This is a genomic window from Pseudarthrobacter sp. MDT1-56, assembly GCF_059383555.1.
Genome location: NZ_JBWZCK010000003.1, coordinates 32,964 through 59,312, shown reverse-complemented (window position 1 = coordinate 59,312; position 26,349 = coordinate 32,964). Strand labels below are relative to the sequence as shown.

The window sequence follows — 26,349 nt, the reverse complement described above, 5'->3', positions numbered from 1 at the left end:
GGGCAGAGGCCGTCTCTCACCGCTCCTGCTGTGTAGGCTTCGAGAATGACATTGGGGGATTTCATGATTAACTATCGCGACTTTAGCGACGCCAGGGCCGCCGCGGCTCTCCAGGAGTATCTCGACGAACGCGGCCCGGCCCTGGAGCGGCTCCGCGAACTCCTGGTGGCCGACGACCAGGACCCGGCAGTCTTCCTTGACGGCACACCCGAGAGCCTCGTTCCCTTGTGGCGTTGGATGCTGTCGCGTTTCGCGCGCCAGGACGCCCCCGGCGCTACCGACCCCAACTCCGTGCCACGGGAAAGATGGCCTTCCTGGGAATGGTTTACAGCAGAAAATGAGCGGACCCTTTCCTTGGAGTCCCTGACGCTCCTGGACGGCTTGGTGTCCTACCTCGCTGAAGTGGTCCAGGAGCGTGTGCCGTCAGCGCGCTGGGAGGTCGCGCGCCATAGCCACGAGCGCTACGCCTACAACAACCACCCGGTCCTGGTCAGCGGCAAAGGTGCGGACCACAACTTCCTGCCCGGGCTCCCCGTGGTAAGCGCACGCGCGGCCCTCCGCAGTGCCCTGGCGTCGCCGGACGACGCGATGGCAGCGTACGCACGGCGACTCATCGACCGTCTAAATGACGTCGACGGCGGCACCGCCGAGACTGCGGAGCCGGAGCCACCGTTTGAGATCGAGGAAGTCCGCGACGAGCCCGGCGGGTACGACTTCGAGATCGGGCTGAGCGACGAAATCGCCCATGTCTACTCACTCAAGGTCGACGGGCTGGTCCGCAAGCTATCCCGCGAGGGCGGCGTCCTCGAGGCCTTTCGGGAGGACCGTGAAGTCATCCTGGTGCGGGCGCCGTCGTGGAGCGCCGGCGAGCTCGAGTCGTGGCTCGCACCGCGCCTCAAGACCGGATGGATCTCCGCCTTGATGCGCAGGATCCGGCAGGAGTAAAAGGCCCGCGTCCCCGGAGTTGTCCGAAGTATCTGCTCCTCGCCGACTCCGCCGTTCCAGGACTGGGCGTGGCTGTCGCCCTCCCACACCTTGGAGGCCAGGATGGTCTCCGCCAGTGCGTGCTTGGGGGACTCAGGAGCGTTCGCGTAGGTGCTGATGTCGTTGGTGTCGAGGGCAACGAACCGGAAGCCGTCCCGACTGAAGTCGTAGTACTGGTTTGGCATCCCGAGAAAGGTCTCGACTTCGTCGGTGTACATGGGGAAGTCGTGGTTGCCCAGCAAGTGGTGCCGTGGACCTTGGAACTGCTCCCACACGGGAAGGATCTGGTCGAAGCTCTCCTTGTTCTTGTCGATGAGGTCGCCGGTCTGGATGGTGAAGCCCACGCGTTCATTGTTGAACGTCGTGGCCGCCTCGGAGGGACGGGGACAGGGACAGGGACAGCGCGGTAGGGGCCGCGCCGAAATGAACCAGGACTGACGGAGCAGGGCCGAACAAGGGAACAGCCCGTTACGCAGACGCGGGGAGGAGGTCGTGCTGCTAACCCGTCCTGAAAGGTACCGGCCCAAGACTCCCGCCAAGGTTCGTAGCGCGTTCACTAAGGGTTCACAGTCCTCACAGTTCCCGCTGGCTGAATGGGCTGCGTATCAGCCCAACCCCCTCAGGAGACAACTTGTCCCGTACCTTTGCTACGTCCCGCCGCCGTTTCCTCGCCCTGTCCGGGGGCGCGGCCGCGACTGCAGCCATTTACGGCTTCTCTACGGCCCCCGCCTGGGCTGAACCCCACTTTCCGCAGAACCCTTTCACCCTGGGCGTCGCATCGGGTGACCCCACCCCTGACGGCATCGTGTTGTGGACCCGGCTGGCACCCGAGCCCCTGGCGGCAGACGGACTGGGCGGCATGCCCCCGTACAAGGTCCAGGTCAACTGGCAGGTTGCCGCCGACCCGGAATTCCGCACTGTCGTCAAGGCAGGTAGTGAGAGCGCCACCCCCGAACTGGCCCACTCCGTGCACGCCGAGGTCGACGGGCTGCGCCCGTCTGCGGACTACTGGTTCCGTTTCCGCGTCGGTAGGGAGGAAAGCCCGGTCGGGCATACCCGCACAGCGCCGGCGGCCGGATCGGATCCGGGGCGGATCACGTTCGGATTGGCCTCATGCCAGTCGTGGGCCGGTGGCCGCTACGCCGCTTACCGCACCATGGCGCAGGAGGACCTCGACCTTGTCGTGCACGTGGGGGACTACACCTATGAGGGCAAAAACCACGAGACGCTGGCCGACTTCCGCAACAACCAGGCCAAGTACAAGAGCTCGCCCGACCTGCAGGCCGCGCACGCGAGGTTCCCTTTCGTCGTGACCTTCGATGACCATGAAATCGAGAACAACTGGGCTGACGGTGTGTCCCAGGCCGACAACGAGGCTTCCAATGACCCGCAGCGTTTCCTCCAGCTGCGCGCCAACGCTTTCCAGGCCTACTACGAGCACCTTCCGCTTCGTCGCCCGCAACGGCCCACAGGCCCGGACATGGTCCTGTACCGGGGACTGGACTATGGCAACCTGGCCAGATTCCACGTCCTGGACACGCGCCAGTACCGCTCGGACCAGGTGACCGATAACTTCCCGGGCGGCCCACAGCACCCCGACGTCTACGACCCCTCACGCACCCTCATGGGTGATGCGCAGGAACAGTGGCTCTTCCAGGGACTTGCCTCATCGTCCGCCCGATGGAACGTCATCGCCCAGCAGACCATGATGGCCCAGTACGACTACGACCCGTCCGAGACCCTGTCGGTCAACCACGACCAGTGGGACGGCTACGTCGTCTCGCGCAACCGCCTTACCAACTTCATCAACCAGCAGAACCCGGCCAACCCCGTGATCCTGAGCGGCGACTGGCACTCCGCGTTCGTCAACGATGTCCTGCTCGACCACGCGGACCCGGGCTCGAAGGTGGTCGCCGCAGAGTTCGTCGGAACCTCCATCAGTTCCGGCTGCGGCTGGGCCCAGGCAATCAAGAATGGGCTGCCAGCCAACCCGCACACCCGCTACATCAACCCCGACAAGCGAGGCTGGACCCGCTGCACCGTAACCCCGGACGAGTTCCGCAGCGATTACCTCGTGGTGGCGTCGGCCGCAGACACCACTTCGCCGGCCGTCGTCGACGCTTCCTTCGTGGTCCGGAACGGCCAGCCCGGGGCCCGGCGAGCCTGAGCCCGGCAGTGTGGGGGCGGCTGCTGACGACACAGGCCGCCCCCGGATTCCGAATCCCTTTAGGCGCCAAACGCCTGCACGGTCCGCGGCCTCGATCTTCTCGCCCAGTCCCATGGGCTCTGTTCCTCTGGTCGGCACCAGCGCTCCCCTCGACAGGAGGGTGTCGAACGCTTCATGGGTTTGAATCGTGTGGAGGAGGAGCCGGTCCGCGGAGTGCCGAGCAGATCCTAAAGTGGAGCTGCTCGCTATCTGGCGTCACTACATCGGTTGCTCATCGGCGGAAGAACGTCGGAATAAACAGCCAGTAAATAGCCCTTTGGGTTGGATCCGGGCAAAACAAAACCCCGCCTTCATGGCTTGTGGCCAGTGAAGACGGGGTTTCTTTGGTGGTGCACCCCCCGGGACTCGAACCCGGAACCCATTGATTAAGAGTCAATTGCTCTGCCAGTTGAGCTAGAGGTGCATCTGTTGTTTTCGTTCCCCGCGGTCTTTTTGTTCCCGCGTTGTTCTCCGCAACGACATGAAACTCTACACGAGTTTGGGCGGACTGTGAAATCGGGCCGGGCGGCGGCCCGTGGCTTACTCCGGCAGCTGCAAAACCAGCACAAAATCAGGGTTTTTGTTGTTACTGAGCACCCACAGGCGGCCGTCCGGAGCCAGCGAGACGTTTCGGATCCTGCCGTACATCCGTGTGAAATAGCCCACAGGATCCCCGGCGAATTCGCCGTTCAGGGGGACTGCCCACAGCCTCTGGCCGCGAAGCGCGCCGAGGTATGCCGTGTTGCCGACGATTTCAAGGCCGCTGGGAGAGGACTCCGACGTCGATGGCCACACCACCTTCGCGTCGAGGAACCCGGTGCGGTTCGGGGCGCCCGTGACCTCCGGCCAGCCGTAGTTGCCGCCGGGCACGATCAGGTTCAGCTCGTCGTCGACGTCGGGCCCGAATTCGCTCGCCCACAGCCGGCCGGCGCTGTCCCAGGCGAGCCCCTGGACGTTGCGGTGGCCCAGGCTGTACACCGGATTGTCCGGGAAGGGATTGCCCGGCGCAGGGCGCCCCTCGGGCGTGATGCGCAGGATCTTGCCCCCGAGGGCGTTCACGTCCTGGGGCTGCCCGCGGCGCTGCGAATCACCGGTGCCGACGTACAGGTGGCCGTCCGGCCCGAACCGGATCCGCCCGCCGTTGTGCGTGGATGCCTTGGGGATTCCCTTGAAGATGACCTCTGACGGCCCCAGCTCCAACTTTCCGGCACGTTCCTCGAGCCGTAGCCGGGCGATCCGGTTGTCACTCGCGGAGGTGAAGTAGGCGTAAAGGTACCGGTCCCTCGCGAAGTCCGGGGACAGCGCCAGCCCCAACAGCCCGCCCTCGCGGTCGGCGACGACGTCGGGCACCTTTCCGATCGTGCCGGCCTTGCCATTGCCTGAGCCCGGAGCGATGGCCCGGAGCCGGGCGGTCTCGCGTTCGGAAATGACGGCTGTGCCGTCCGGCAGGAAAACCGTGGACCATGGCACCTGCAGCCCGGCGTCGATCTTTTCGACCACGGTCGGCTGGTCGACGCCCGGCCGGTTCCCGGTGAGGGCGGACCCCTCCGGGGCCGGGGTTGTCGCGGTGCTGCCGCTGGCCGGGGGAGCGGTGGCGGCGGGTGTGGAACTGCCGCCCCCGGCGCCCGGGGTGCAGCCGCTCAGCACGACCGCGACGGCAACGGGGAGGCCCGCCCATCGTCCTGCCCTCGTCCTCATCATCGGTGCCCCGGCTTCCGTTCCCCGTTTCCCAGCAGGCCGTTCACCGGGCTACTGCCGTGTCCGTCGCGGCGGCCGGAAGCCCGCAGCCTCGGCGTGCGCCGCGGACAGGAACCAGACCTCGGCGAGGGTTTCCTCGAAGGCCGGGCTGGTCTCTTCGTGGTAGACCATCGAGGAGGCGCTGCCCTTGACTGTGAAGCCCTCGGGACCGCTGCCATCGGGGGCCGGTGCTGCCGATCCCTCGCCATACGGCTGGTCGACGGCGAGGTGCCCGGAGGGTTCGGCCGTGTGGCCCACTGCCGTCTCGGACGAAGCCGAGGACATGGCCGTCTGCCGGGTCTCGGCCTCGGCAAGGCTGGCTCCAGCCGCTGCCTGCGCCGGTGCCGCTGCCTGCTCCGCTGCCGCTGCCGGCGCCGTCGGTGTTGCCGGCTCGCCGGTCCGGCCTGATTCGGCCGTCGCGTCAACGCCGGGAGCAGGCTCAGTCTCGGCCGCGGCGGATTCGGCGCCGGGGAGGGTGGGGGCGTGTGGCTCGGTGTATTCAGGGTGGTGCACCGGGACGCCTGCCGCTGCGGCCGCACCGCCTGCGGCGGCCGTCGCCGTGTGGTCGCCATGGCTGCCGGAACCGGGCTTCTGATGGAGCTCGGCATGCGTCTCGGCCGGCGGTGTCTCGGACCACTGCGTTTCCCACTCCGGGCTCGCCCCGGCCGGGGCCGCCTCATCTGCCGGCTCTGCGGCGGGCTCGGCTGCGGGGGTGGGTGAAGGGCGTGCCGCCGCCGTGCGCGCCGCAGCACGCGCCTCAGCGGCTGCTTCATCCTCGGCGGCCGCGACGGGGTCGGGCTTGGGCTCCGGTTCGGCTTCGGGTTCGGCCTGGTTGAAACCGGCAGCCGTCGGCATCCAGGCGAGGCCCGCTGCCGACGCTGAAGCGGCAGACCCGCCGCCGGAAAGGGCGCCGCGGTGGCCGGCATCGTGGTCGGCGTCGTGCACGTGGGGCGGGGTGGAATCGTGGGTGGCGGCGGTCCCGGTGCCAGCGGAGCCGGAGCTGCCGCGGGAGCTGTTGCGGCTAAGCAGCCACCAGACGATCGCGACAATCGCCACGATGACGACGAGCCAGATTATCCAATCCATAGCAGAGCCTTTCAGTCCATGAGGCAAGGTTGCCGTCGCTTGACCGTACGTCTGCGTCAAGGGGGCTGTCCAGCCTCCAAGTCGCCGCCCTGTAGCCTCTCCTCATGGATTTCAAGAGACTGCGCATTCTCCGCGAGCTCGCCGACCGCGGCACGGTCGGCGCCACGGCGGAGGCCATGAAGGTGACGCCCTCCGCCGTCTCGCAGCAGCTCAAGACCCTGCAGGAGGAGCTGGGGGTCGTGCTGGTGGAGAAGTCCGGCCGGGGAGTGCGCCTGACCGAGGCTGGACTCGCGATGGCGGGAGCGGCTGCCGAGGTCTCCACCGCCATGGCCCGCGCGGAGGCCACCATCGACACGTACCGGCGCGGCTGGCAGACCCACGTCAGAGCCGCGTTCTTCCCGAGCGCCGCCGAGATGTTCCTCCCCGGGCTCCTGCACCGCGTCAAATCGATTGACGGTCTCCGCTTCCAGGCTCACTTCGAGGACCCCAACGTCGCCGGATTCGCGGGCCTGACGTCAGACTATGACATCGTGCTGGCGCACAGCGTCGACGGGCCGGACGTCTTCGCCCGGCTGGGACTGACGGTCGTGCCGCTCCTTGACGAGCCCCTCGACGTCGCCATCCCCGAGGGACATGCGCTCGCGGGTAAGGCAACGCTGCGGGCGGAGGACGTCATCGGCTTCCCGTGGATGGGAGTTCCCGAGGGGTTCCCCTTCGACACCGTGCTCCGCCAGATCGAAGTGCAGGCCGATTCACCTGCGGTCCGCGCCCAGACCTTTCCCGACCTGCGGGTCCTTGAGGCCCTGGTCAGCGCCGGGCACGGCCTGAGCCTGCTGCCGCGCTACACGGCACTGAAAAACCAGGGCCGCGGCTTCGTGCTGCGCCCGCTGGCCGGGGTCAAGGCCAGCCGCAGCATTGTCGCCCTCGCCCGGCCCGACGTGGCCGCCCGGACCACCATCCAGCAGGTGCTCACCCTGCTCAAAGCCGAAGCGCAGTCCGTCGCCGAAGCCCCGGAACTGCGTGACGCCGCTCACCTGAATTGACCCGCCCTGCGAGTACTTGTCCACCAAGTGAGACGGAAGTCCACTATTTGGTCGCAACAATCCCGGTTTTACGCTTAATGGACCCTTCCGGGTCGTTGGGCCCCGCGACGGAGCCCTAGACTTTGACCCATGAGTGAGGACACCCAAACAGCGACAGACACCAAACCGGACATCAAGCCCCGCAGCCGGGTCGTCACCGACGGAATCCACGCCGCGCCCGCGCGCGGGATGTTCCGGGCGGTCGGCATGGGCGACGACGACTTCGCCAAGCCGCAGATTGGTGTGGCCAGCTCCTGGAACGAAATCACTCCCTGCAACCTTTCCCTGAACCGGCTTGCCCAGGGCGCCAAGGAAGGCGTGCACGCCGGCGGCGGGTTCCCCATGCAGTTCGGCACCATCTCCGTCTCGGACGGCATCTCCATGGGACACGAGGGCATGCACTTCTCCCTGGTGTCCCGCGAAGTCATCGCCGACTCCGTGGAAACCGTCATGCAGGCCGAGCGCATCGACGGTTCCGTGCTGCTGGCCGGCTGCGACAAGTCCCTCCCCGGCATGCTCATGGCAGCCGCGCGCCTGGACCTCGCCGCCGTCTTCCTCTACGCCGGCTCCATCATGCCCGGCTGGGTCAAGCTTGAGGACGGCTCCGAAAAGGAAGTCACCCTCATCGACGCCTTCGAAGCCGTGGGCGCCTGTGCCGCCGGCAAGATGAGCCTCGAAGACCTGACCCGCATCGAAAAGGCCATCTGCCCGGGCGAAGGCGCCTGCGGCGGCATGTACACCGCCAACACCATGGCCTGCATCGGCGAGGCGCTTGGCATGTCCCTGCCCGGCTCGGCCGCCCCGCCCTCGGCCGACCGCCGCCGTGACGAGTTTGCCCGCAAGTCCGGTGAAGCGGTGGTCAACCTCCTGCGCAAGGGCATCACCGCCCGCGACATCATGACCAAGAAGGCGTTCGAGAATGCGATCGCCGTGACCATGGCCTTCGGCGGCTCCACGAACGCCGTGCTGCACCTGCTCGCAATCGCCCGCGAGGCCGAGGTCGAGCTGACGCTGGATGACTTCAACCGCGTCGGCGACAAGATCCCGCACCTGGGGGACCTGAAGCCGTTCGGCCGCTACGTCATGACCGACGTTGACAAGATCGGCGGCGTGCCGGTCATCATGCGGGCGCTGCTCGACGCCGGCCTGCTGCACGGCGACTGCCTCACCGTCACGGGCAAGACCGTCGCGGAGAACCTGGCGGCCATCAACCCGCCGGACCTGGACGGCAAGATCCTCCGGGCCATGGACAACCCGATCCACAAGACCGGCGGCATCACCATCCTGCACGGAACGATGGCTCCCGAGGGTGCCGTTGTGAAGAGCGCCGGCTTTGACGCCGACGTCTTCGAGGGCACCGCCCGCGTCTTCGAACGCGAGCAGGGTGCGCTGGATGCGCTCGACAAGGGCCAGATCAAGGCCGGCGATGTCGTCGTCATCCGCTACGAGGGCCCCAAGGGCGGACCGGGGATGCGCGAAATGCTCGCCATCACCGGCGCCATCAAGGGTGCCGGCCTGGGCAAGGACGTGCTGCTGCTGACCGACGGGCGCTTCTCCGGCGGAACCACCGGCCTCTGCATCGGCCACGTCGCCCCGGAGGCCGTCGACGGCGGCCCCATCGCCTTCGTTCAGGACGGCGACCGGATTCGCGTGGACATCGCTGCCCGCAGCTTCGACCTCCTGGTTGACGAGGCGGAGCTCGAATCCCGCAAGGTCGGCTGGGAGCCAATCCCGGCCAAGTTCACCAAGGGTGTGCTCGCCAAGTACGCCAAGCTCGTCCACAGCGCCTCAACCGGCGCCTACTGCGGGTGATTCCTGGTCCGCAGGGGCGGCCTTAGCCGCTCCTGTGGACCAGATTATGGACAATGAAGTCCAGATAGTGAGACAGGACGCAGGCTCGTTGACACGCGTCTCACTAAGAGGGAAAACTGAACGCATGATCGCATTCGTTACCGCTGGCGCCACTGCAGGTGTCTCCGTCGTACTTACCAAGCGCGTGGCTCCATAGCCTCCACTGGTAACGAACCGTCACGCGCAAACCCCTCGAAGAGCCGCCAGGCTGAGGGGTTTTTTTATTTCAGCACCACCGGTACACCAGCATCACTGAGCACCAGCCGTTTCACGATCACTGAAGATCCAACCGAAGATCCACAAAGGAAGAGTCCGATGAGCAAAGGATCGCCGATCAGCCCCTCGCTGATGGCCACTAAGTCCGCTGGAGCCACCAAGGCTTCGGAACGCGTCGAGCGTCCGGCTGACGCCGGCGTGGACACTGCTGCCGTCTCTCCTGTCCTTGGGCCGAACAACGTCGTACCCCCGACGGTGATGACCGGTTCACAAGCAATTGTCCGCTCACTCGAAGAACTCGGCGTGGAGGATATTTTTGGTTTGCCCGGTGGCGCAATCCTGCCCACCTATGACCCCTTGATGGCTTCCCGAATGAACCACGTTCTGGTCCGTCACGAACAGGGAGCCGGCCACGCCGCGCAAGGCTACGCCATGGTCACCGGACGGGTCGGCGTCTGCATCGCCACCTCGGGTCCGGGTGCCACCAACCTCGTCACTGCCATCATGGATGCCCACATGGACTCCGTGCCGATGGTGGCCATCACAGGCCAGGTCTCCAGTGGAGTCATCGGCACCGATGCCTTCCAGGAAGCGGACATCGTCGGCATCACCATGCCGATCACGAAGCACTCCTTCCTGGTAACCGACCCCAACGACATCCCCCACGTCATGGCCGAGGCGTTCCACCTGGCCTCGACCGGCCGCCCGGGTCCCGTCCTGGTCGACGTCGCCAAGGACGCCCAGCAGGGTCAGATGACTTTCTCCTGGCCGCCCAAGATCGACCTGCCCGGCTACCACCCCGTGCTCCGGGGCCACAACAAGCAGGTCCGCGAGGCCGCCCGGCTTATCGCGGCAGCCAGCAAGCCCGTGCTCTACGTAGGCGGCGGCGTCGTCAAGGCGCACGCCTCGGCGGAACTGCTGGAGCTCGCTGAACTCTCCGGGGTCCCCGTGGTCACCACCCTGATGGCCCGCGGAGTCTTCCCGGACTCGCACCCGCAGCATGTCGGGATGCCAGGCATGCACGGCACGGTCTCCGCCGTGACCGCGCTGCAGCAGTCGGACCTGCTGATCACGCTCGGTGCCCGCTTCGACGACCGGGTGACCGGAGTCCTGAAGTCCTTCGCCCCGAACGCCAAGGTCATCCACGCGGACATCGACCCGGCCGAAATCTCCAAGAACCGTACCGCCGACGTGCCGATCGTGGGCTCCGTCAAGGAGATCATCCCGGAACTCAGCGAGGCCCTGCGCGCGCTGTTCGCCGTCTCCGGCACCCCGGACTACACCAACTGGTGGGCTTTCCTGAACAACCTCAAGGAGACCTACCCGCTGGGCTGGACCGAACCCGACGACGGCCTCAGCGCCCCGCAGCGCGTGATCGAACGCATCGGCGCCCTCACCGGCCCCGAAGGCGTGTACGTCGCCGGCGTGGGACAGCACCAGATGTGGGCCTCGCAGTTCATCAAGTACGAACGCCCGCACGCGTGGCTGAACTCCGGCGGGGCCGGCACCATGGGCTACGCCGTACCGGCCGCCATGGGCGCCAAAGTGGGCAACCCGGACCGCGTAGTGTGGGCCATCGACGGCGACGGCTGCTTCCAGATGACCAACCAGGAACTGGCCACCTGCGCGATCAACAAGATCCCGATCAAGGTTGCCATCATCAACAACTCCTCGCTGGGCATGGTGCGGCAGTGGCAAACCCTGTTCTACGAGGGCCGCTACTCGAACACTGACCTCAACACAGGCCACGACACCGTCCGGATCCCGGACTTCGTCAAGCTGGCGGACGCCTACGGCTGCGCCTCGTTCCGCTGCGACCGCGACGAGGACATCGACGCCACCATCCAGAAGGCCCTGGAGATCAACGACCGCCCCGTGGTCATTGACTTCGTCGTGAGCCCCAACTCCATGGTGTGGCCGATGGTCCCCTCCGGAGTCAGCAATGACCAGATCCAGGTTGCCCGCAACATGACCCCGGAATGGGAAGAGGAGGACTGAACATGACCCGCCACACATTGTCTGTTCTGGTCGAAGACAAGCCCGGTGTACTGACCCGCGTCGCCAGCCTTTTCGCGCGCCGGGCCTTCAACATCAACTCCCTGGCAGTCGGGCCGACGGAAGTTCCGGGCATGTCCCGGATGACCGTCGTCGTCGACGCCGACGGTGAGCTGATCGAACAGATCACCAAGCAGCTGAACAAGCTGGTGAACGTGATCAAAATCGTTGAGCTCACCTCCGAATCTTCCGTACAGCGCGACCACATCCTGGTCAAGGTACGTGCGGATGCCGCAACACGGCTGCAGGTCACCCAGGCTGCAGACCTGTTCCGCGCATCAGTGGTCGACGTCTCCACAGAGTCCGTGGTCATTGAGGCAACGGGCCACCCCGAAAAGCTCACCGCACTGCTCTCAGTGCTCGAGCCCTTTGGCATCCGCGAAATCGTGCAGTCCGGCACTCTGGCCGTTGGGCGGGGATCCCGCTCCATGAGCGACAGGGCCCTGCGCAGCGCGTAAGGCACTGCCGCAGCACCACCAGCTTCAGACAGATTTTTACCGACAAGCACCACCTACGAATCCACTCAAAAGGAGACACCCCAGTGACTGAAATGTTTTACGACGACGACGCCGACCTGTCGATCATCCAGGGCCGCACCGTCGCCGTCATCGGTTACGGCTCCCAGGGCCACGCCCACGCCCTCAGCCTGCGCGATTCCGGTGTTGACGTCCGCGTCGGCCTCAAGGAAGGCTCCAAGTCCCGCGCCAAGGCCGAAGCCGAGGGCCTGCGCGTCCTGAACGTCGCGGACGCCGTCGCCGAAGCCGACCTGATCATGGTCCTCACCCCGGACCAGGTCCAGCGCCACGTCTACGCAGAGGACATCGCCCCGAACCTGCAGCCGGGCGACGCCCTGTTCTTCGGCCACGGCTTCAACATCCGCTACGGCTACATCAAGCCCCCGGCAGACGTCGACGTCGCCCTCGTTGCCCCCAAGGGCCCGGGCCACATCGTCCGCCGCGAGTTCGAAGCCGGCCGCGGCGTGCCGGACCTGATCGCCGTCGAGCAGAACCCGTCCGGCAAGGCCAAGGAACTGGCCCTGTCCTACGCCAAGGCCATCGGCGGCACCCGTGCGGGCGTCATCGAGACCACCTTCACCGAAGAGACCGAAACGGACCTGTTCGGCGAGCAGGCTGTCCTCTGCGGCGGCGCCTCCCAGCTGATCCAGTACGGCTTCGAGGTCCTCACCGAAGCCGGCTACAAGCCCGAGGTTGCCTACTTCGAGGTGCTGCACGAGCTCAAGCTCATCGTTGACCTCATGGTGGAGGGCGGTATCGCCAAGCAGCGCTGGAGCGTCTCCGACACCGCTGAATACGGCGACTACGTCTCCGGCCCGCGGGTGATCACCCCGGACGTGAAGGAAAACATGAAGGCTGTCCTGGCGGACATCCAGGACGGCACCTTCGCCAAGCGCTTCATTGACGACCAGGACGCCGGAGCCCCCGAGTTCAAGGCGCTGCGCAAGAAGGGTGAGGACCACCCGATCGAGGCCACCGGCCGCGAACTGCGCAAGCTGTTCTCCTGGATCAAGAACGAAGACGACTACACCGAAGGCTCAGTAGCCCGCTAGGCACTGACCGGCAGGGAAGCCGGACACCATTTCTGGGGTCCGGCTTCCCTGCTGTTGAGCACCACCCGCACCATCCGCGCCACCCCGTTGCACCAAAATCCCCACCTGATATACAAGAGAGCTAAAGAGGTCACCGGTGACAAGCACCAAACCTGTAGTACTCCTCGCTGAGGAACTTTCGCCCGCCACGATCGAGGCCCTTGGCCCGGACTTTGAAATCCGGCAGACCGACGGCGCCGACCGTTCCCAGCTGCTCTCTGCGATCGCCGACGTCGACGCGATCCTGGTCCGCTCCGCCACCCAGCTGGACGCCGAAGCCATCGCCGCCGCGAAGAACCTCAAGGTGATCGCCCGCGCCGGCGTGGGCCTGGACAACGTCGACATCAAGGCCGCCACGCAGGCCGGTGTCATGGTGGTGAACGCCCCCACCTCGAACATCGTCTCCGCCGCGGAACTCACGGTCGGCCACATCCTGAGCCTCGCCCGCCACATCCCGCAGGCCAGCGCCGCGCTCAAGGACGGCGAGTGGAAGCGCTCCAAGTACACCGGCATCGAACTCTTCGAGAAGAAGATCGGCATCATCGGCCTGGGCCGGATCGGCGCCCTCGTCGCCGCCCGCCTGAAGGGCTTCGACACCAAGATCCTCGCCTACGACCCCTACATCACCTCGGCCCGCGCCGCCCAGCTCGGCGTGCAGCTGGTGACCCTGGATGAACTGCTCGCGCAGTCGGACTTCATCAGCATCCACATGCCCAAGACGCCGGAGACCGTCGGCATGCTCGGCGCCGAGTCCTTCAAGAAGATGAAGAGCACCGCGTACGTCGTCAACGTCGCCCGCGGCGGCCTCGTCGACGAGGAGGCGCTGTACACAGCCCTGGAGTCCGGCGAAATTGCCGGCGCCGGCGTCGACGTCTTCGTCAAGGAACCCAGTACCGACCTGCCGTTCTTCAAGCTCGACAACGTGGTGGTCACCCCGCACCTGGGCGCGTCCACCGACGAAGCGCAGGAAAAGGCCGGGGTCTCCGTGGCCAAGTCCGTCCGCCTGGCCCTCGCCGGGGAGCTGGTTCCCGACGCGGTCAACGTCGCCGGCGGCGTGATCGCCCCGGACGTCCGCCCGGGCATCCCGCTGATGGAGAAGCTGGGCCGCATCTTCACCGCCATGACGCACGCCTCGCTCACCCAGTTCGACGTCGAGGTCGCCGGGGAAATCTCCTCCCTCGACGTCAAGGTGCTCGAGCTCGCCGCACTCAAGGGCATCTTCGCCGACATCGTGACCGAGCAGGTCTCCTACGTCAACGCCCCCGTGATCGCCGAGCAGCGCGGCATCAACGTCCGCCTCATCACGACCCCGGAGACCGAGTCCTACCGCAACGTCCTGACCCTGCGCGGCGCCCTCAGCGACGGCACGCAGATCTCCGTCGCAGGAACCCTGACGGGGCCCAAGCAGGTCCAGAAGCTCGTCGGGATCAACGGCTTCGAGGTGGAGATCCCGATCAGCGAACACCTCGTTGTGGTCGCCTACTCGGACCGCCCCGGCGTGATCGGCACCATCGGCCACATCCTGGGCATGAACAACATCAACATCGCCGGAATGCAGGTTGCACGGCAGGATGAAGGCGGCCAGGTGCTCGCCCTGCTGACCATCGACAGCTCCGTCCCGCAGCAGGTCCTGGACGCCATCAAGGCCGGAATCGGCGCTGACATGGTGCGCGAAGTCGACCTCGAGGACTGACGTCTTCTCCGCGGACACCGGCGGCGGATCTGACCGCCGCCGGTGTCCGCGAACACATGGCTGGTCTGCGTACAATGGCTACGTCCGAATTTCGGATCCGGCCGGCAGCCCGGCCTTTACTTTTGCACACCCGGCAGGGGACGCCTTCACTTCCGCATGGAATGAACTTAGGTGTGCGCACGCAATCCAGCTTTCAGGAGCCCAATGAACGCCGTCCAGAGGTTCATCAGAAGCCGAGTGCTTTTGCTGACCGCGTCCATTTTGATCGCGGCCATGTGCCTGTCGGTCCTCGTGCAGGGACAGTCGCAGGCCGCGTTGAATCGGACGGTCGACCAGAACTCCCGCGGGCTCTACGACATTCTTGTCCAGGCAAAGGCCGACGACAACGGCGGACTCATGCAGCCGGACATCGCCACCGGCCAGGGCGGGATCAGCTTCGACCAGCTGGACGCCCTCCGCAAGCTCGCCGGCACCTCCGTGGCAGCCCCCATCAGCCTCGTCTCCCGCGTCACCCAGAACCTCGAGTCCCCGCGCCTGGATGCCACCGACTACCTCGGCTTCAACGCCGGGCTCGCCGGCACCGCGGGGGACCCCAGCGCCACTGATCCGAGCAAATGGCCGGCCGCGGAATCGGTCCTCTCCGACACGCCGAAGAACTACCGGCTCACCGCCAGCGCCGTCAGCTCCGACGGCCAGTCCGATCACACGCTGTTCAACACCATGGCCGAAGGATCCCTTGGCAAGGCCGAGCTCATTGAAGAGCAGGTCGCCGGCGGCAAGAACGTCCGCATCGCGGGCCCGGAGGCGGAGACCGGCATCAAGTTCCCGGCCCCGGCCGGCGGCTCCGAGCACAATCTATTCAACCTCTCCGTCTCCCTGCCGCTCGCTCCGCAGGTGACGGAATCCGTCGTCGCCGTCGACCCCATCGCCGAGCGTGCCCTGCTGGGCAGCGCCGGCGACTTCCTCGCCCCGCTGGAGAAGGCACCGCCCGCCGACGCCCGCAACGCCGGCGCGATAGGCCGCCACTTCGAAAGCCTCTTCACCACCGGCATCGGCATGGACGAACTCAAGGAAGGCCCCGATTTCCTCGGCGTCAAGCTCAAGTACTGGGCCCCGCTGATGAGCCAGTACCAGCAGGCCAAGCGCGACGGCCAGCTGACCGAGAACTCCCAGGCGATCCCGCTGATCGTCCGCTCCGGCACGTCCCTTGACCTTAAATACTCGGTCAAGATCGAGGAAATTGACGCTTCCGGCAACGTCGTCAAAGACGTCGGGACCGTGTCCCGCTCGCTGGACAAGGACTACCTTCCGTTCGTCTCCAAGTCCCCGTTCGCCCTTGCCTGGCCCGGGTCCAAGGACCTGACGCAACTGCTCGGTGACACCGGAAGCTTCAGCCAGGGCCTCTACAACCCCGCGACCTGGAGCACCGACTTCGCCGCCGCCCCGAAGTACCAGGATGGCGAGACCGCCGGCAACGGCGCCGTGGACAAGAGCGCCACCCCCGGCGAATGGGTCACCGTGAACCGCCTCCCGGAGAAATCGGCCAGCGGCGCCCCCGTGGACCAGACGCAGCGCAAGCCCGTGGACGAGCGTGCCTACCGCGAAGACCTCGAGACCGGCAAGAAGCTCGCCACACCGCTCGCCATGGTCTACGGAACGTTCGACGCCGAGCAGGTCAAGGAGGTGGCCGGCGACGTCAACCGGCTGCCCCTGGGCGGATATGATCCCACGCCATTCACACTCACCAAGGACGCCTCCGGCAAGGACGTCGAAGACACCGAGCTCAAGCCCTCGCTGAGCGCCACGGGGCTGGCCAGCCAGTCCGCCGGCGCCATCACCGACTACTACGGCCTCGCCGCCGCCCGCGGCTACGAGGACAACGCCTCGGTGATCGACGCCGTCCGGGTCCGGGCCAAGGTGCCCGGCAGCTGGAAAGAGGCGCAGCCCGAGGTGGAGAAGCTCGCCAACGAAATCCGGGACATGGGCCTGCAGGCAACGGTTGTGGCCGGCTCGGCCCGCGAGGACGCCAGCATCTTTGTCCCCGGCTACTCCAAGGACGACGCCGGCAAGGAATCCCCGCTCGGCACCGTGCAGCAATCGTGGGTCCGCCAGGACGCCGCGGACGCCGTCTCCGGTTCCCTCACCAGCACCAACCTGACCCTGCTCTTCCTGACGCTTTGCGGGGCCGCCCTGCTCACCGGCGCCTCCACTGTCAGCTACGTCCGCAAGCGCCGCAGCGAGGCCGGAACCCTGCGCGCCATGGGCTGGACCCAAGGCCGGATCCGGTCCTGGGTGCTTGCCGAGTTTGGTGTCGGCGCGGCGCTGCTGGCCACCGCCGGAATCGTCCTCAGCCTGCTCAGCTGGAACCCGGCCACGGCAATCGTCTCGGCCGCCGTGCTGGCGCTCTACGCGGGGGCGGCTTTCTTCGCCGCCCAGCAGCTCCGCCACCGCGACGTGGTGGACCAGGAGCCGCAGCACGATGAACGGCTCATCGCCGTGGACTCCCCGCTGACCTTCGCCAACCGGCAGCTGAGCACCAACAAGTTCAACACCATTTCCCTGGCCGTCGCCGTCGGCGTCTTCGCCGCCGCGGTCGGCGGAATGGTAGCCCTGCTGATCGACATTCCCCGGGCCGCGGGAGCGAGCGCGCTCAGCGGACTGGCTGCCACGTCCATCGCGCTGCCGAGCATCATTCTTGGTCTGTCCGGCGTGGCCGTCGGCCTGCTGCTGACCATGGTCACCGGCCGGTTCGAACTCCAGGCCAAGCGCCAGTACCTGGGCACGCTGCAGGCCATGGGCTGGAACCCGGACATGCTGGGCCAGGTCCGGTTCTTCGAAAATGCCATGGTGGGGACGGTCGCGCTGCCGCTGGGCGTCCTGGGCGCCCTGGGCGTCGGTCTCCTCCTCGCCCCCTATGCCGCGCTCTGGGCCGCCATCGCCGGGCTCGTGGCTGTACTTTGCTGGATTCCAATTGCAACGAAAGTGGTCCGATGAACAACGACCTGAACCTTGACCGTGAGGCTCACGAGCGGATGACGGAGAGCACCCGCCGCGGTGCCCACCAGACGCGCGCCAACACGATCGTGAAGGCCACGGACCACGCCACCCCGCTGGAGCTCAGCAACATCACGATCCACTATGGCGGCGGCAAGGGCGGCGCCGAGGCCGTCAACGTGGTGGATGATTTCAACCTGACGCTCCACGCCGGGGAGATGCACTGCGTCGCCGGCCGCAGTGGCTCGGGCAAGACCAGCATCCTGACGGTCGGCGCGGGACTGACGCTACCGACGTCGGGCCGGGTGTTCTGGGAGGGCGATTCGCTCGAGACCATGGGCGACGACGAAATTGCCGACCGCCGCCGTGCCCTGATCGGCTACGTCGACCAGGGCGGTGCCCTGATCGACGGCATGAGCGCGCTCGAGAACGTGCTGCTGCCCGCCGTGCCCGACGGCGAAGTGGACCAGCGCCGCGATATGGCCAAAGACCTCCTTGACCTTGTCGGCCTGGGCAGGCGCATGCGCCACCGCCCGGCCCAGCTCTCCGGCGGTGAACGCCAGCGCGTGGCGATCGCCCGGGCCCTGATCCTCGGCACGCGCGTGCTGATCGTCGACGAGCCGACCGCCAGCCTCGACCGTGCCTCGGCCAACCGCATCATCAGCATCCTCAAGGACACCACCTCGGACGGCATCGCCGTGCTGGTGGCTTCACATGACCACGAACTTGTCCGCCAGAGCGATACCCTCACCGAACTGATTTAGGTTAAAGCTGTGACAACTTCTGAAAAAACCCCGTTCTACATCACCACGGCCATCAGTTACCCCAATGGCGTGCCGCACATCGGCCACGCCTACGAGGTCATCGCCACCGACGCCATGGCGCGCTTCAAGCGCCTGGACGGCTACGACGTTTTCTTTATGACGGGCACGGATGAGCACGGCCTCAAGATGCAGCAGACGGCGGAAAAGGAAGGCATCCCGGTCAAGGAGCTCGCCGACCGCAACTCCGCCGCCTTCCGCCAGATGAGCGATGACCTCGGCATCTCCCTGAGCCGCTTCATCCGCACCACGGACCCGGACCACTACGAGGCGGCCAAGGCGCTCTGGCAGCGGATGGAAGCCAACGGCGACATCTACCTCTCCAAGTACGCCGGCTGGTATTCGGTCCGCGACGAGCGGTACTTCGTTGAGGACGAAACCGAGGTGCAGGCCGACGGGCTGCGCTACGCGTCCGAAACCGGCACCGAGGTGACCTGGACCGAAGAGGAGAGCTACTTCTTCAAGCTCTCTTCCTACCAGGACAGGCTGCTGGCCCTCTACGCGGACCACCCGTCCTTCGGCGCCCCGCACAACCGTTTCAACGAGGTGGTCAGCTTCGTCAAGGGCGGCCTCGAGGACCTGTCGATCAGCCGCACCTCCTTCGACTGGGGCGTCCCCGTCCCGGGGAACCCGGACCACGTTATGTACGTCTGGGTCGATGCACTGACCAACTACCTGACCGGCGTCGGCTTCCCCGACACCGAGTCGGAGTCCTTCCGGAAGTACTGGCCGGCGGACGTCCACGTGATCGGCAAGGACATCTCCCGGTTCCACGCCGTCTACTGGCCGGCCTTCCTGATGTCGGCCGGGCTGGAACTGCCCAAGCGCGTCATGATCCACGGCTTCCTGCACAACCAGGGCGTGAAAATGTCCAAGTCGCTTGGCAATGTGGTGGCTCCGGCGGACTGGGTTGCCCAGTACGGCCTGGACCAGGTGCGCTTTTTCCTGCTCCGCGAGGTGCCCTTCGGCGCTGACGGCTCCTACAGCCACGACGCCGTGGTGGGCCGGATGAACGCGGACCTCGCCAACAACTTCGGCAACCTGGCCCAGCGTTCGCTCTCCATGGTCGCGAAGAACTGCGGCGGCGCCGTCCCCGTCCCCGCGGGTTTCACCGCGGAGGACGCCGCGCTGCTGGGCCAGGCGAACGGGCTGCTGGGCATTTCCCGCGCCGCGTTTGAAAAGCAGGAGTTCAGCCGCGCCCTGGAAGCGATCTGGAACGTCCTGGGCGACACGAATGCGTATTTCGCCGAGCAGGCGCCCTGGGTGCTGCGGAAGACCGACGTCGAACGTATGAACACCGTCCTGTACGTCACCCTCGAGGTGCTGCGGATCGTGGCCATCCTCGCCCAGCCGGTCATGCCGGCGGCGACGGCGGCCATCCTGGACACGCTGGGCCAGCCGGAAGAGGACGCACGCGAGTTCGCCGCCCTCGGCACCCCGATCGCAGCCGGAACGTCGCTGCCCGCCCCCGCGCCCGTCTTCCCGAAGTACGAGGAGCCTGCGGAGGCCTGACCGCCGCTGCCCAACGCTCCAGCAGACCCGGCGGCTCTCCGCTCAACGCTCCCTCAGCCTGGAAACAGGGTGGGGGAGCGTTCGCGTTCTACTCGCGGGGGTCGGGCGACTTTTCCAAGTAGTTAAGCCGGGTTAACGTCCCGTCGGGCGCCCCGGCCGCGGCCGCAAGCTACCGGCAGGTAGTTAATCACCCCAGGACTGAGTACCCGACGCGGAAACTGGGTATTAGTCCATCGATTAGACGGGTACCCCCTACTCACGACCCGGCCGGGGCGTCCCGCCTAGCCTGAAAAGGCAAGCGAACTGACGACACCGCTGGGGAGTAACTGTCACCAATCAATTCGCTGTTGGAGGTCTCAAATGGTGATTGTTCCTGGGTCTCGATGATGGTTACTCCGCGCGGACAAGCCAGTTTGTACATCTGACTGGACGGAGCGACGGACACATGAAAAAAGCAATTGCCACACTGGGGGTTGTGGGGCTGGGGATCATGTCTGCCGCGGCCACTGCCAACGCGGCTCCCGCCGAGGAGAAGAAGATTACGATCTGCCATGCAACAAGCGCGGCAGGGAACCCGTTTGTTATGGAGACGATCAACCTCAACGCGCTGCGGGCACACGCGGATGACACGCTCGACATCGTGCCGGCCAACGACGGGGACATTTACCCCAATGGCCAAAACCTGACTGCCGCCAATCTCGCGCTGCTGGCCAACAACTGCCTCGCCGTCGCCGTCGTCGTTCCTCCGGTTGACCCGCCGGTCGACCCGCCCGTTGATCCTCCGGTGGACTCGCCGGTCGAGGAAACCCCGGATCCGGTCGATGAAACCCCGGGAGCGGACTCAACGCCCGTCTCGGCCACCACACCGGCACCCGCCGTCCTGGCCCCGAAAGCGGCCGTCCCGGCTGTTAAATCCGCAGCTGCCGCCCCGAAGACGAATGTCGGCTACAACGTCCAGACTGCCGTGGGACGTACTCCGGACACCGGCGTTCCAGTCTGGCTGATGGCGCTGACCGGCGTGTTCACCGCCGTGGCGGCCATGGTGCTTTGGCAGGGCGGACGGCGCGCCGGGAACAGCGAGGGCTAAGAAGAAGCAGTACCGGGCGGGTGCTGCGGTCGCAGCGCCCGCCCGGATGTTCCGATTCCCGAGCGCAGGCACGTCAACAGGAGGCCCCATGAGCAGTCACCGCCAGGTCCGCCGCCGGGCGCGCGGTATCCGTGGACTGGCGCTCAGCCCCAGGGACAGGCTGCTGCTGGCCGCCTGTGTGCTGGGACTCCTCGCCGCCTGGCTGTTCTACGCAGCAACCGGGCCCGGGCACTCGCCGGCGGCTCACGGCCTGGAGCCGGCGGAGGCGGCGTCCCTGACCGGAACCTCCGCGCCGCCGTCGGCCACGTCTCCCTCCGCTGCCCCGGCCGAGGGGAGTGCGGCGCTGCTTCCGGCCGGGGACCCCGCCGCCCCGCCTGCAGTACCCGCGCCCGCCGTTCCGGAGCCCGCGGCGCAGGGTCGCGCGGCTTCCGTCCCGCAACGCATCACCTTCCCGGCGGCGGGCATGGACGTGGTGGTTCACCCCCTGGAGCCGGGGAGCGGCGCCGCTGAACGCCGGAGCATTGTGCCGCCGGAGACAATGGACGGATACTGGCTCACGCCCTTCGGAACCCCCGGGGCCGGCTCCGATAACACCACCTACGTCATCGGCCATAGCTGGGAAGGGCTGGACGCACCGTTCAACCGTTTGAGCTCGGACGCCGCACCGGGGGACGAATTCACCGTGGCCACGGAGGCGGGCGTAATCCGCTACGCCGTGGAGTCAGTCACCACGTACACAAAGTCCACCCTCAAGGACAGCCCCGTCTGGGAAGCCGTCCCGAACCGCGTGGTGCTGATCAGCTGCTATACGGAGGATCCTTGGGGAAAGAACGTCGTGGTGGTTGCCACGCCGGCCCGGGGGCCCTGACCTCGGAGCCGTAACGGGGAGACTCGCCTGTTCGAATAATGAGACAACTTGACCAGCATGTGGATCTCTTGGCTACGCTGAAAACATGAGCGCATCCACGATTGATCTGGCCGTTATTCCCGGCGACGGCATTGGCCCCGAGGTCACCGCCGAGGCCGTGAAGGTCCTTGAGAAGGCTGCCGCCGCCGAGGGCATTGTGCTGGAGCAGACCTACTACAAGCTCGGCGCGCAGCACTGGCTCGAAACGGGGGAGACCCTGCCGGAGGGAACCCTCGCCGATCTCCGTACCCGCGACGCCATCCTCTTCGGTGCGGTCGGGGCAGCCCCGGGCGACACCCGGATCCCCTCCGGCATCATCGAGCGTGAACTGCTGCTCAAGCTGCGCTTCAGCCTGGACCACTTCGTTAACCTGCGCCCGTCCCGCCTCTACCCGGGTGTCAGCAGCCCGCTCGCGAACCCCGGTGACATCGACTTCATCGTGGTCCGCGAAGGCACCGAGGGCCCCTACGTGGGCAACGGCGGCACACTGCGCGCCGGGACCCCGCACGAGGTCGCCACCGAGGTCTCGCTCAACACGGCCCACGGCGTGGAACGCGTGGTCCGGGATGCTTTCCGCCGCGCCAACGGCCGCCCGCGCAAGAAGCTCACGTTGGTGCACAAGCACAACGTCCTGGTCTTCGCCGGCCACCTCTGGAAGCGCACCGTGGAGGCTGTGGCCCAGGAGTTCCCCGAGGTTACCCACGACTACCTGCACATCGATGCCGCCACGATCTTTATGGTCACCGATCCGGCGCGCTTCGACGTGATCGTCACGGACAACCTCTTCGGCGACATCATCACCGACCTTGCCGCCGCGATCACCGGAGGCATCGGCCTCGCCGCATCCGGAAACATCAACATGGAACGCACCGCGCCGTCAATGTTCGAACCGGTCCACGGCTCAGCGCCTGACATCGCCGGCCAGCAGAAGGCGGATCCGACGGCGACCATCCTCTCCGCCGCGCTCCTCCTGGACCACCTCGGCTACGGCGGCGCCGCCCGCAAGATCGAAGCGGCCGTGGTTGCCGACGTCGCGGGCCGCGGCACCGCGGTCCGCAGCACCAGCGCGATCGGCGACGCCATCGCCGCCGCACTGTAGGCGCCTCTCCAACTCGGGGCCGGCGGCTCCGCCAACGGGCGTAAGCTTGTTTCGAATCACCAATATGCTGCCGTGGTCCGAGGCTGAACCACGTTCACACGCCAGGCAGCCGACCGTGGAGGAACCATGACTCAGACTGCCCATGGCGTCGAATTCACCCAGCATCTTTCGGCAACCCCGAAGTCCGCTGAAGAACGTGCTGCCATCCTGGCGAACCCGGGTTTCGGCAACTATTTCACCGACCACACTGCCGTCGTCGACTACAGCGTCGACGCCGAGGGCAAGGGGGGCTGGCACGATGCCCGTGTTGAGGCCTACGGTCCCATCTCGCTGGACCCCTCCGCCGCGGTGCTCCACTACGGTCAGGAAATCTTCGAAGGGCTCAAGGCCTACCGCCACGCCGACGGCTCCATCTGGACGTTCCGCCCCGAGGCCAACGCCGCCCGCCTGAACAAATCCGCCCGCCGCCTGGCGCTCCCTGAGCTGCCGGAGGAGTACTTCCTGGGCGCCATCCGCGAACTCGTCGCGGCGGACAAGGAATGGGTCCCCTCCGGCGACGGCGAGGCCCTGTACCTGCGGCCGTTTATGATCGCCACCGAAGCCTTCCTCGGTGTCCGCGCCGCCCGCGAAGTGTCTTTCCGCGTCATCGCGTCCCCGGCCGGAAATTACTTCGGCGGCGAGCTCAAGCCGGTCTCCATCTGGATCTCCCGCGAATACGCCCGCGCCGGCCGCGGCGGCACCGGCGCCGCGAAGTGCGGCGGCAACTACGCCGCATCCCTGATCGCGCAGCAGGAAGCCGAGGCGCACGGCTGCAAGCAGGTGCTCTTCCTCGACCAGTTCAATGACAACGCCGTGGAAGAGCTCGGCGGCATGAACGTGTTCTTCGTGATGAAGGACGGCTCACTGGTCACCCCCGCGCTGAGCGGAACCATCCTGGAGGGCATCACCAGGATGTCCGTCATCCAGGTTGCCAAGGACATGGGCCGCGAGGTCACCGAACGCAAGATCACCCTGGCTGAGTGGCGCGATGGAGTGGCCTCCGGCGAGATCGCCGAGGTCTTCGCCTGCGGCACGGCCGCCGTGATCACCCCGATCGGCGTGCTCAAGGACGACACCGAATTCATCGGCTCCGAGGACGCGACGGCGGGGGAGACCACCATGGCCATCCGCGAGCAACTCCTGGGCATCCAGACCGGAACCATCGAGGACACCCACGGCTGGCTGACCCGCCTGGCCTAGGCGGCAGCGACTCAGCCCGAGTCAGCGTTCGACGGCGGCGCCCACCTCCCGGTGCGGGCCGCCGTCGTCTTTAGACGCCACGCAAAAATGGCCAGGCGCGACCGGCCGGAAGCCCCTAGCCGCACCCCGGATCAGGGGGCACAATACTGCGCATGACTGGACTCATTCAGGTTCTGGGTGTCATTTTCGGGGTGGTGCTAATCCTCGTGGGAATCCTCGAGTCGTTCTTCTTCCGGGACCAGCGCTTGCACCGGCTGTTCCTGATCAAACCGGAGGACACGGACGCCGTTCGGATGTGGACGTTCAACCTTGGGTTCTACAACATGATCTGGGGAGTGGGCGCGATCGTTGGCGCCCTCATGCTCACCGGGGCGGAGCCGGCTGCCGGGCGGGTGCTGCTGCTGTTCACGAGCCTGGGCCACGTGCTGCTTGGCATCATTCTGGTGCTGTCGGAGCGGCGGCTGTGGGCGAGTGCCCTCGCCGAGGCCCTCCTGCCGGCGGTCATCGCAGGACTGTTGCTCGTGTGACGCCCGCTCGTGCGGGTGCCGCTTCGGTGGGAAGATGGAACTGTGATCCCTGACGACCCCCGCGCCATGGTGCGCAGCACAGAGCTGACCCGCTTCAGGCTGGCCCCCAACCCGGGGCCGATGAGCCTGCACGGGACAAACTCCTACGTGATTGCGGCCCCCGGAGCGGCCGGCACCGTCGTGGTGGATCCCGGCCCGCTGGATGAGCCGCACCTGCAGGAACTGGCCCAGGCCGGCGCCGTCGAGCTCATCCTGATTACGCACCGGCATGCGGACCATACCGCGGCCGCCGCCAGGTTCGCCGAGCTGACCGGAGCGCCGGTGCGCGCCAAGGACCCGGCGCACTGCCACGGGGGAAGCCCCCTCGCGGACGGCGAAGTGATCCACGCCGCCGGGGCCGAGATCCGCGTCCTGGCGACGCCGGGCCATACCTCAGACTCCGTCTGTTTCCACCTGCCGCAGGACGGCGCCGGAGGCTCTGTCCTCACCGGCGACACGATTCTGGGCCTCGGTACCACGGTCCTGGACTATCCGGACGGCACCCTGGGTGACTATCTGGCCTCACTGGACCGGCTGGAACGCCTGGGCCCCGCGACTGTCCTCCCGGCCCACGGACCCATACTGCCCGCCCTGGACACGATCGTCCGCGCCTACCGGGACCACCGCGAGGACCGCCTCGGGCAAATCCGGTCCGCCCTCGAAACCCTCGGATCCGGGGCCGGGGTGGCCGATGTGGCCGACGCCGTGTACGCCGCCGTCGATCCCGCCGTGCGGCCCGCGGCTGAACTCTCCGTGGCCGCCCAGCTGCACTACCTGCGCCTGGACAGCGGCACGTCCTAGCCCGCCGGAGACGGTACGCTTGGAGCCATGCGTATCGCCCGGTTTGTTGTCGATTCTGATCCCCTCTACGGCATTGTTGAAGGTGAGCCCGGCAGTGAGGAAGTCACTGTCATCAACGGCGACCCTTTCTTCCACGGCGTGGAACGAACCGCCGTGCGGCACAAGCTGGAGGATGTGCGCCTGCTGGCCCCGATCATCCCGCGGAGCAAGGTCATCGGCGTCGGCCGCAACTTCGTGGAACACGCCCGGGAACTCGGCAATGAGGTCCCCAAGCAGCCGTTGCTCTTCCTCAAGCCCAATACCTCCGTGATCGGGCCCAACGATCCGATCGTCCTGCCGGAGTTCTCCGAGGAAGTGTCCTTCGAAGCCGAACTGTGCGTGGTGATCGGCCGGATCTGCAAGGACGTCCCCGAGGAGCGCGTCGACGACGTCATCTTCGGCTACACCTGCGGCAATGACCTCACCGCCCGCGACGTCCAGAAGACGGACCTGCAGTGGGCCCGGGCCAAGGGCTTTGACACCTCCGCGCCCCTGGGCCCCTGGATCGAGACCGAACTGAACACCGAGGACCTGCAGATCCAGGGCCGCCTCAACGGCGAGCTGCGACAGGACGGGAGCACCAGCCAGATGATCCGCGGCGTCCGCGAACTCGTCTCCATCGTCTCGCAGGCCTTCACCCTGCTGCCCGGCGATGTCATCATGACCGGTACCCCGGCCGGCGTTGGCCTCGTCCAGGCCGGTGACCGCTTCGAGGTCGAGATCGAGGGCATCGGCCGCCTCTCCAACCCGGTAGTCCGCCGCTAGGGA

Annotated in this window: 20 protein-coding genes, 1 tRNA gene and 1 pseudogene; 18 read left to right on the top strand and 4 right to left on the bottom strand. The window is 66.7% G+C overall.

Features of this window, described 5'->3' with window-relative positions:
* The first annotated feature begins 45 nt into the window (after positions 1-45).
* A complete protein-coding gene (locus AC50YC_RS05270) occupies positions 46-945 on the top strand; it encodes a hypothetical protein (RefSeq protein WP_494952540.1) in 900 nt (299 codons plus the stop codon).
* A 224-nt stretch (positions 946-1,169) separates the two neighbouring features.
* On the opposite strand, the pseudogene AC50YC_RS05265 reads toward AC50YC_RS05270, so the two are convergent.
* Positions 1,170-1,328 (bottom strand): annotated as a pseudogene (locus tag AC50YC_RS05265) (hypothetical protein); the annotation flags it as partial.
* 287 nt (positions 1,329-1,615) lie between these two features.
* Between AC50YC_RS05265 and AC50YC_RS05260 the strand changes: the two are divergent.
* Positions 1,616-3,151 (top strand): alkaline phosphatase D family protein, encoded by a 1,536-nt coding sequence (locus AC50YC_RS05260; RefSeq protein ID WP_494952539.1) that lies wholly within the window; start codon positions 1,616-1,618, stop codon positions 3,149-3,151.
* Between the two features lie 387 nt (positions 3,152-3,538).
* Here AC50YC_RS05260 and AC50YC_RS05255 read toward each other — a convergent pair.
* The 3 genes from AC50YC_RS05255 to AC50YC_RS05245 all read right to left on the bottom strand — a co-directional run bounded on the left by AC50YC_RS05255 (position 3,539) and on the right by AC50YC_RS05245 (position 6,013).
* A tRNA-Lys gene (locus AC50YC_RS05255) sits at positions 3,539-3,614 on the bottom strand.
* A gap of 116 nt (positions 3,615-3,730) precedes the next feature.
* On the bottom strand, positions 3,731-4,891 hold the full coding sequence (locus AC50YC_RS05250) for a PQQ-dependent sugar dehydrogenase (RefSeq protein WP_494952538.1): 1,161 nt from the start codon (positions 4,889-4,891) through the stop codon (positions 3,731-3,733).
* Between the two features lie 48 nt (positions 4,892-4,939).
* Complete coding sequence (locus AC50YC_RS05245) at positions 4,940-6,013, bottom strand: sunset domain-containing protein (RefSeq protein WP_494952537.1); 1,074 nt, start codon at positions 6,011-6,013, stop codon at positions 4,940-4,942.
* Between the two features lie 104 nt (positions 6,014-6,117).
* Here AC50YC_RS05245 and AC50YC_RS05240 point away from each other — a divergent pair, with 104 nt between their 5' ends.
* From AC50YC_RS05240 to AC50YC_RS05165, 16 genes are all read left to right on the top strand, one after another.
* Positions 6,118-7,056, top strand: a complete 939-nt coding sequence (locus AC50YC_RS05240) for a LysR family transcriptional regulator (RefSeq protein WP_494952536.1) — start codon at positions 6,118-6,120, stop codon at positions 7,054-7,056.
* Between the two features lie 129 nt (positions 7,057-7,185).
* Complete coding sequence (gene ilvD / locus AC50YC_RS05235; RefSeq protein ID WP_494952535.1) at positions 7,186-8,907, top strand: dihydroxy-acid dehydratase; 1,722 nt, start codon at positions 7,186-7,188, stop codon at positions 8,905-8,907.
* A 354-nt stretch (positions 8,908-9,261) separates the two neighbouring features.
* Positions 9,262-11,160: an acetolactate synthase large subunit gene (locus AC50YC_RS05230; protein WP_494952534.1), complete on the top strand. Its 1,899-nt coding sequence runs from the start codon at positions 9,262-9,264 to the stop codon at positions 11,158-11,160.
* A gap of 2 nt (positions 11,161-11,162) precedes the next feature.
* Positions 11,163-11,675, top strand: coding sequence for an acetolactate synthase small subunit (gene ilvN, locus AC50YC_RS05225; protein WP_069952167.1), 513 nt, complete (start codon positions 11,163-11,165; stop codon positions 11,673-11,675).
* Positions 11,676-11,758: 83 nt separating this feature from the next.
* Positions 11,759-12,784 carry a ketol-acid reductoisomerase gene (gene ilvC / locus AC50YC_RS05220; protein ID WP_354350005.1) on the top strand — a complete coding sequence of 342 codons (1,026 nt, stop codon included), beginning with the start codon at positions 11,759-11,761 and terminating at the stop codon, positions 12,782-12,784.
* A 136-nt stretch (positions 12,785-12,920) separates the two neighbouring features.
* Positions 12,921-14,516 (top strand): phosphoglycerate dehydrogenase, encoded by a 1,596-nt coding sequence (serA, locus tag AC50YC_RS05215; RefSeq protein ID WP_494952533.1) that lies wholly within the window; start codon positions 12,921-12,923, stop codon positions 14,514-14,516.
* Between the two features lie 204 nt (positions 14,517-14,720).
* On the top strand, positions 14,721-17,510 hold the full coding sequence (locus AC50YC_RS05210; protein ID WP_494952532.1) for an ABC transporter permease: 2,790 nt from the start codon (positions 14,721-14,723) through the stop codon (positions 17,508-17,510).
* Positions 17,507-18,274: an ABC transporter ATP-binding protein gene (locus AC50YC_RS05205; protein WP_494952531.1), complete on the top strand. Its 768-nt coding sequence runs from the start codon at positions 17,507-17,509 to the stop codon at positions 18,272-18,274. Before AC50YC_RS05210 ends, AC50YC_RS05205 begins: the two co-directional genes overlap by 4 nt.
* A gap of 9 nt (positions 18,275-18,283) precedes the next feature.
* Positions 18,284-19,843 carry a methionine--tRNA ligase gene (gene metG, locus AC50YC_RS05200; RefSeq protein WP_494952530.1) on the top strand — a complete coding sequence of 520 codons (1,560 nt, stop codon included), beginning with the start codon at positions 18,284-18,286 and terminating at the stop codon, positions 19,841-19,843.
* Positions 19,844-20,288: 445 nt separating this feature from the next.
* A complete protein-coding gene (locus AC50YC_RS05195; protein ID WP_494952529.1) occupies positions 20,289-20,930 on the top strand; it encodes a hypothetical protein in 642 nt (213 codons plus the stop codon).
* An 88-nt stretch (positions 20,931-21,018) separates the two neighbouring features.
* The gene (locus tag AC50YC_RS05190; RefSeq protein ID WP_494952528.1) at positions 21,019-21,798 is read left to right on the top strand and encodes a class F sortase; all 780 of its coding nucleotides are present in this window, start codon (positions 21,019-21,021) and stop codon (positions 21,796-21,798) included.
* A gap of 85 nt (positions 21,799-21,883) precedes the next feature.
* Complete coding sequence (locus tag AC50YC_RS05185) at positions 21,884-22,936, top strand: 3-isopropylmalate dehydrogenase (protein WP_494952527.1); 1,053 nt, start codon at positions 21,884-21,886, stop codon at positions 22,934-22,936.
* 126 nt (positions 22,937-23,062) lie between these two features.
* Complete coding sequence (locus AC50YC_RS05180; protein WP_494952526.1) at positions 23,063-24,175, top strand: branched-chain amino acid aminotransferase; 1,113 nt, start codon at positions 23,063-23,065, stop codon at positions 24,173-24,175.
* Between the two features lie 152 nt (positions 24,176-24,327).
* Entirely contained in the window at positions 24,328-24,702 is a 375-nt protein-coding gene (locus AC50YC_RS05175) for a DUF1304 family protein (RefSeq protein WP_494952525.1), read from the top strand.
* A 66-nt stretch (positions 24,703-24,768) separates the two neighbouring features.
* Positions 24,769-25,542, top strand: coding sequence for an MBL fold metallo-hydrolase (locus AC50YC_RS05170; protein WP_494952755.1), 774 nt, complete (start codon positions 24,769-24,771; stop codon positions 25,540-25,542).
* Positions 25,543-25,569: 27 nt separating this feature from the next.
* Positions 25,570-26,346: a fumarylacetoacetate hydrolase family protein gene (locus tag AC50YC_RS05165; protein ID WP_494952524.1), complete on the top strand. Its 777-nt coding sequence runs from the start codon at positions 25,570-25,572 to the stop codon at positions 26,344-26,346.
* Positions 26,347-26,349 lie beyond the last annotated feature (3 nt).

What these genes read in the sequence shown, in the direction of transcription:
- AC50YC_RS05240 (WP_494952536.1), top strand. Translation starts at nt 6,118, where the DNA reads ATGGATTTCAAGAGACTGCGCATTCTCCGCGAGCTCGCCGACCGCGGC.
- AC50YC_RS05270 (WP_494952540.1), top strand. Translation starts at nt 46, where the DNA reads ATGACATTGGGGGATTTCATGATTAACTATCGCGACTTTAGCGACGCC.
- AC50YC_RS05250 (WP_494952538.1), bottom strand. Translation starts at nt 4,891, where the DNA reads ATGATGAGGACGAGGGCAGGACGATGGGCGGGCCTCCCCGTTGCCGTC.
- AC50YC_RS05165 (WP_494952524.1), top strand. Translation starts at nt 25,570, where the DNA reads ATGCGTATCGCCCGGTTTGTTGTCGATTCTGATCCCCTCTACGGCATT.
- AC50YC_RS05245 (WP_494952537.1), bottom strand. Translation starts at nt 6,013, where the DNA reads ATGGATTGGATAATCTGGCTCGTCGTCATCGTGGCGATTGTCGCGATC.
- AC50YC_RS05195 (WP_494952529.1), top strand. Translation starts at nt 20,289, where the DNA reads ATGAAAAAAGCAATTGCCACACTGGGGGTTGTGGGGCTGGGGATCATG.
- AC50YC_RS05175 (WP_494952525.1), top strand. Translation starts at nt 24,328, where the DNA reads ATGACTGGACTCATTCAGGTTCTGGGTGTCATTTTCGGGGTGGTGCTA.
- AC50YC_RS05205 (WP_494952531.1), top strand. Translation starts at nt 17,507, where the DNA reads ATGAACAACGACCTGAACCTTGACCGTGAGGCTCACGAGCGGATGACG.
- ilvD (WP_494952535.1), top strand. Translation starts at nt 7,186, where the DNA reads ATGAGTGAGGACACCCAAACAGCGACAGACACCAAACCGGACATCAAG.
- AC50YC_RS05230 (WP_494952534.1), top strand. Translation starts at nt 9,262, where the DNA reads ATGAGCAAAGGATCGCCGATCAGCCCCTCGCTGATGGCCACTAAGTCC.
- AC50YC_RS05180 (WP_494952526.1), top strand. Translation starts at nt 23,063, where the DNA reads ATGACTCAGACTGCCCATGGCGTCGAATTCACCCAGCATCTTTCGGCA.
- AC50YC_RS05185 (WP_494952527.1), top strand. Translation starts at nt 21,884, where the DNA reads ATGAGCGCATCCACGATTGATCTGGCCGTTATTCCCGGCGACGGCATT.
- ilvN (WP_069952167.1), top strand. Translation starts at nt 11,163, where the DNA reads ATGACCCGCCACACATTGTCTGTTCTGGTCGAAGACAAGCCCGGTGTA.
- AC50YC_RS05170 (WP_494952755.1), top strand. Translation starts at nt 24,769, where the DNA reads ATGGTGCGCAGCACAGAGCTGACCCGCTTCAGGCTGGCCCCCAACCCG.
- AC50YC_RS05210 (WP_494952532.1), top strand. Translation starts at nt 14,721, where the DNA reads ATGAACGCCGTCCAGAGGTTCATCAGAAGCCGAGTGCTTTTGCTGACC.
- AC50YC_RS05190 (WP_494952528.1), top strand. Translation starts at nt 21,019, where the DNA reads ATGAGCAGTCACCGCCAGGTCCGCCGCCGGGCGCGCGGTATCCGTGGA.